The following is a 4,886-nucleotide window of genomic DNA, read 5'->3' as shown; positions in this document are numbered from 1 at the left end:
CCAACGCAACAGGCGTGCCATCAACCCGCTGACGGCGTGGGACAGGTCCTTGATCAGATTGGCGGGGTCCGGGGCGGAGCCCCGAAATCCCTAAACAGGAACGCCCGCACCCAACCGGACCACCACAACCAACCAGCGCGTCACTCCGAGAGAGCAGCCCGAAGCCGCTCCTCCTCCACCTTCCAGTACCCGTGCTCAACCCCATCAACCAAGAACACCGGCACCCGATCCCCGTACTCAGCCCGCAACTCCGGATCCGAGTCCACATCCTCCACAGACCACGTGGCCCCAACCTCGCCACAGATCCGTTCAATCTCCACCGCCGCCACCTCACACGCGTGGCACGAAACCCGACTCATCAACAACACATGCCGCGCCACAAGTTCACGCCCCCAACGGCTTCCGCAACACAGCCCGAGCCAACTTCCCAGTAGGCGAATGCGGCAACCCCGGCGCGAACTCCACCGCCGTAGGCACCTTGAACTTCGCCAACCGAGCCGCACAGTGCGCAACAACGTCCTCTTCAGTCACCGACGACCCGTCGCGCAACACCACAACCACCTTCACCGCCTCGCCAGTCTTCTCAGACGGCACCCCAACCGCAGCGGCCTCCAACACAGCCGGCATCTCCCCGATGACCTGCTCGACCTCGTGCGGGTACACGTTGAACCCGTTGACGATGATCAAATCCCCGGCCCGGTCGACCAGATGCAGGTCACCGTCGGCATCGATGAACCCGACATCACCCGTCCGGAACCACCCGGACGAATCCGGCCCGTACGCACCATCCGGCCAATATCCGCTGAACAGGTTGTCACCCTTCGCGGACACCAACCCAGTCCCAGGCTCGTCCTCATCGATGTCCAACACCGACCCATCGGTGTCCACAAGACGGATCTCCACCCCAGGCAGCGCCTGCCCAACAGACCCGGGCTTAGGCGAACCACCAACCAGCGTGGACGTCAAAACAGGCCCAGTCTCAGTGAGCCCGTACCCCTCGAAGATCGGAATCCCGATCGCCCCGCGCATCTCCGCGATCACCGCAGCCGGCAACGGCGCCGCCCCAGACGTGAACAGCCGAACTGTCGCCAACTTCTCGCGCAACACCTCGACGGGGTGAGCCAGCAGCGCCCGGTACATCGGCGGCACGCCCACCATCGTCGTGACCCGGTGCTCCTCGATCACGTCCAACGCATGAGTGGGCTCGAAGCGCTCCAACAGCACAGCCGTGGCCCCAGCCCCAGCCACCTGCAGCAACCCAGGCCCAAGTCCGTAAACGTGGAACAACGGCAGCGCGAGCAGCACCCGGTCCCCAGCGGTCACCGGCGCGGGCCGCAGCGACGCACACTGCGAGACGTTCGCCAGCAGCGCCCGGTGCGACAACATCGCCCCGCGAGGCACCCCGGACGTCCCGGAGGTGTACCCGAGCACCGCGAGGTCCTCGCCACCGCGGACAGCCTCAAAGGGCTCGCCAGCAGCGGAAACGTCCGGAACCTCAAGAACCTGGGCGTCCGACCCCTCCCCGTCGCCCACCAGCAACGCGGCCCCGGAGTCGGCCAGGATCCGCTGCAACTCCCGCGGAGGATTCCCCGGCCCGGTCGGCACCACGACACCGCCCGCACGCAGGATCCCGAACACCGCGACCACGAACTCGGGCCCGGTGGGCAGCCGTACCGCCACTCGGTCGCCTGGTTCGAGTCCGGAATCGGCCAAACGGCGGGCGAAAGCATCGATCGCACCGTCGATGGTTTTCCAGGTGAGGCTCACACCGCTCGCGACGTCGACGAGTGCGACGTGGCTCGGCCCCCGCTGTGCCGAAGCACGGACCAGATCTGCGACATTGCGAGCGGAAGTCAACATGGCCTCCTCATGAACAACTGGACGCTCCGAGCAGTCTTCCACGCGTAGCCAGCGTCATGAAGCCGTGGTTCGTGCGTCTCCACATCGCAACCTTCAGCTACCTACTACGGAGTAACAACACGTATGCTGCCGCCACGGCGACTCTGTGGAGGTGCCGCGAGCCGATGACCGCGCGGGCACGACCGAACACGATCAGGACCACCCGAACCATGACGGGAGGTCAGCACGACAACGCCGGCGACGAGCCGTGGCAGCTCGTCAAGGCCGCCCAAGAGGGTGACACCGGGGCGTTTGGCGTGCTCTACGACAAATATGTCGACATGGTGTTTCGCTATGTCCTCTTCCGGGTGGGCGGGGATCGCGCGTTCGCCGAGGACGTGACGAGCGAGACGTTCCTGCGCGCGCTGCGGAGCATCGGTTCGGTCAGCTACCAGGGCCGCGACGTCGGCGCGTGGTTCGTCACGATCGCCCGCAACATCGTGTTCGACCACGTGAAGTCCAGCCGGTACCGGCTCGAGGTCACGACCGCCGAGCTCCAGGACAACCGCGAGGAGACGAGCGGCCCCGAGCAGGAGGTCATGACCGAGGCGACCAACGCGGAGCTGCTCCGGTGCGTCTCTCAGTTAGGTGACGACCAGCGCGAGTGCATCGTGCTGAGGTTCATCGAAGGCAAGTCGGTGTCCGAGGTCGCGCAGCTCATGGACCGCAACGAGGGCGCCGTGAAGGCACTGCAACACCGGGCCGTCCGACGGCTCGCACAGATTCTTCCGTCGTGGTTGCGGTGATCGCGATCGCAAGGGCGTAACCCAAAGCAGATCAACTTCGTTACTCGGGCTGAGATGGACGGTAAGGGAAGCACACCGCGTTGGCGGCACACAGAGCACGAGCGTTTCGCCCGTGCGGTGGAAGGCGGTCCACAGCCGGTCGGCCGCGACAACGACCTGGCCGACGACCTGGCGATCGTCGAGCTGCTCCGGAGCATGGACGTCGGCCCGGACGCCGAGACGCGTGCGCGCATGAAACAGCGCATCCTGACCGCGCCTCCACCCGAGAAACCGCTGGTCCTCCCGTCGGTAAGACGCGTGGGAGCGCGAGCTCGATTAGCAGTGGCGGCGGCCGCCGTGCTCTGTCTGCTGCTGTCGCTCGCTGGCATGAGCGTGCTGCTCAGCCGTGACGCGCTCCCGGGAGACCCGCTCTACGGCATCAAGCGCACCACCGAAAGCGCCTCGCTGGGCCTGACCTTCGACGACGAGTCACGAGCCCTCAAGCACCTGGAGTTCGCCGCGTCCCGGGTCACCGAGATGGAGACACTGGCCGAACGCGCAGCCGAGCCCTCAGCCCAGCTCACCGCCCTGGCCGACCTGAACACCGACGCGGTGGAAGGCGCCCGCCAGTTCACGACCTACGCGACGTCGTCCGACGAGAAGGCCCTCCCGGCCCTGCGCGACTGGGCCCTGGCCCAGTACATGAAGCTCGGCACCCTGCGCCCCCGCCTTCCCGGTGACGCCGGCGCCCACGCCGACACCACGATGTGGCTGCTGGCGAGCATCGCCCAACGCGCCCACGACCTGGCCGCCCGCGCCGGCTGCACCGCCGTGATCAGCGGTTCCTCCGACCCACTGGGCCCGCTACCGGCCAAGGACGAGTGCGCCACCGTCGTGCAGGACCCGAACGCGTCGTCCGGCCGCAACCCGTCCTCCGTTCAGCCCACCCCCTCCGGCCAGCCCGACCCCTCCGGCTCGGCACCCCCGCCCGTGCAGCCGACCCAGTCGGCCAAGCCGGGCACCTCGACCCAACCCTCCGCGCAGCCGGGCAACACCACCCCGCCGACCTCGGGCAAGCCCGGAATCACGATCCCGCTCCCACTCCCGCTGCCCAGCATCTCGCTGCCGCTGCTACCCGGCATCAGCTTCGGCTGAGTCGGACGCTTTTCTCCGAACCTGATCGCTAGGCTTGTCACATGGCAGGCAACCGTGAGATGGAGAGCGACCGGCTGGCCGAGCTAGCCGGCGAGGCATCGGCAGAGGCGGCGATCAAGGCTGCCGCGGCGGCGCCCGAACTCGAAGCCTCACTGGCGGTGCCCACCGACCTGACCGCGGCCGCCTTCTTCGACGTGGACAACACGATGATGATGGGCGCCTCGATCTTCCACTTCGCCCGCGGCCTGGCCGCGCGCAAGTACTTCTCCTCCTCCGACCTGGCAGGCTTCGTCTGGCAACAGCTGAAGTTCCGCGTAGGCGGCCGCGAAGACCCCGAATCCGTCAAAGCCAGCCGCGAACAGGCCCTCTCCTTCGTGGCCGGCCGCAGCGTCGCGGAACTGGTCTCCCTGGGCGAGGAGATCTACGACGAACTGATGGCCGACCGCATCTGGAAGGGCACCCAAGCCCTGGCCCAAATGCACCTGGACGCAGGCCAACGCGTCTGGCTGGTCACCGCCACCCCCGTAGAGCTGGCCCAGATCATCGCCCGCCGCCTAGGCCTGAACGGCGCCCTGGGCACCGTCTCCGAATCGGAGAACGGCGTCTACACGGGCCGCCTCGTAGGCGACCTCCTGCACGGCAAGGCCAAAGCCCAAGCAGTCCGCTCCCTGGCCGCCAAAGAGGGCCTGGACCTGCGCCGCTGCACCGCCTACTCGGACTCCTCGAACGACGTCCCGATGCTCTCCGTGGTCGGCACCGCAGTAGCCGTGAACCCGGACTCACAACTCCGCGAAATCTCCCGCCGCAAGGGCTGGGAAATCCGCGACTTCCGCACCGGCCGCAAAGCCGCCAAGATCGGCGTTCCATCGGTCCTGGGCGCAGGCGCCCTAGCCGGAGCCGTGGCAGCCACGCTGGCATACCGACGCCGAGTCAAATAGCCGCGCCGGAACACCCCCGATGGCGAAGCCGAGGCGCCCTAGGCGATGGCGAAGCCGAGCTGCTTGAAACGGGAGGTTCCGGTGGGTGGTCCCGTCACGAGTCGTGCCTCAGCACTTGCTGCAACCAGGGAGGGGTGTCAACTCGACACGCTTTTCGTCGAGTTGACAC

5 protein-coding genes are annotated in these 4,886 nt (G+C 67.3%); 3 read left to right on the top strand and 2 right to left on the bottom strand.

All coding sequences use genetic code 11. The annotated features are described in order from the left end of the window. Nucleotides 1–140: 140 nt before the first annotated feature. Both ACWGE0_RS45550 and ACWGE0_RS45545 read right to left on the bottom strand, forming a co-directional pair. Nucleotides 141–359 (bottom strand): glutaredoxin family protein, encoded by a 219-nt coding sequence (locus ACWGE0_RS45550; protein WP_452267075.1) that lies wholly within the window; start codon nucleotides 357–359, stop codon nucleotides 141–143. Between the two features lie 25 nt (nucleotides 360–384). Continuing rightward, nucleotides 385–1,860: an AMP-binding protein gene (locus ACWGE0_RS45545; RefSeq protein ID WP_452267074.1), complete on the bottom strand. Its 1,476-nt coding sequence runs from the start codon at nucleotides 1,858–1,860 to the stop codon at nucleotides 385–387. A 209-nt stretch (nucleotides 1,861–2,069) separates the two neighbouring features. On the opposite strand from ACWGE0_RS45545, the gene ACWGE0_RS45540 reads away from it, so the two are divergent. Genes ACWGE0_RS45540 through ACWGE0_RS45530 form a run of 3 tightly spaced genes read left to right on the top strand, consistent with a single transcriptional unit; the run spans nucleotide 2,070 to nucleotide 4,717 of the window. After that, the gene (locus ACWGE0_RS45540; protein WP_319972525.1) at nucleotides 2,070–2,645 is read left to right on the top strand and encodes a sigma-70 family RNA polymerase sigma factor; all 576 of its coding nucleotides are present in this window, start codon (nucleotides 2,070–2,072) and stop codon (nucleotides 2,643–2,645) included. Nucleotides 2,646–2,699: 54 nt separating this feature from the next. Next, on the top strand, nucleotides 2,700–3,779 hold the full coding sequence (locus ACWGE0_RS45535; RefSeq protein ID WP_452267073.1) for a DUF5667 domain-containing protein: 1,080 nt from the start codon (nucleotides 2,700–2,702) through the stop codon (nucleotides 3,777–3,779). A gap of 41 nt (nucleotides 3,780–3,820) precedes the next feature. Further along, nucleotides 3,821–4,717 (top strand): HAD family hydrolase, encoded by an 897-nt coding sequence (locus tag ACWGE0_RS45530; protein ID WP_452267072.1) that lies wholly within the window; start codon nucleotides 3,821–3,823, stop codon nucleotides 4,715–4,717. Nucleotides 4,718–4,886 lie beyond the last annotated feature (169 nt).

The organism is Lentzea sp. NPDC054927 (assembly GCF_053610285.1).
The sequence above is the reverse complement of the archived record's forward strand: the minus strand, read 5'-3'. Positions and strand labels throughout refer to the sequence as shown.

Bases quoted from the DNA above. Each gene is read 5' to 3' on its own strand.
- ACWGE0_RS45535 (WP_452267073.1), top strand. From the start codon at position 2,700: ATGGACGGTAAGGGAAGCACACCGCGTTGGCGGCACACAGAGCACGAG.
- ACWGE0_RS45545 (WP_452267074.1), bottom strand. From the start codon at position 1,860: ATGTTGACTTCCGCTCGCAATGTCGCAGATCTGGTCCGTGCTTCGGCA.
- ACWGE0_RS45550 (WP_452267075.1), bottom strand. From the start codon at position 359: ATGAGTCGGGTTTCGTGCCACGCGTGTGAGGTGGCGGCGGTGGAGATT.
- ACWGE0_RS45540 (WP_319972525.1), top strand. From the start codon at position 2,070: ATGACGGGAGGTCAGCACGACAACGCCGGCGACGAGCCGTGGCAGCTC.
- ACWGE0_RS45530 (WP_452267072.1), top strand. From the start codon at position 3,821: ATGGCAGGCAACCGTGAGATGGAGAGCGACCGGCTGGCCGAGCTAGCC.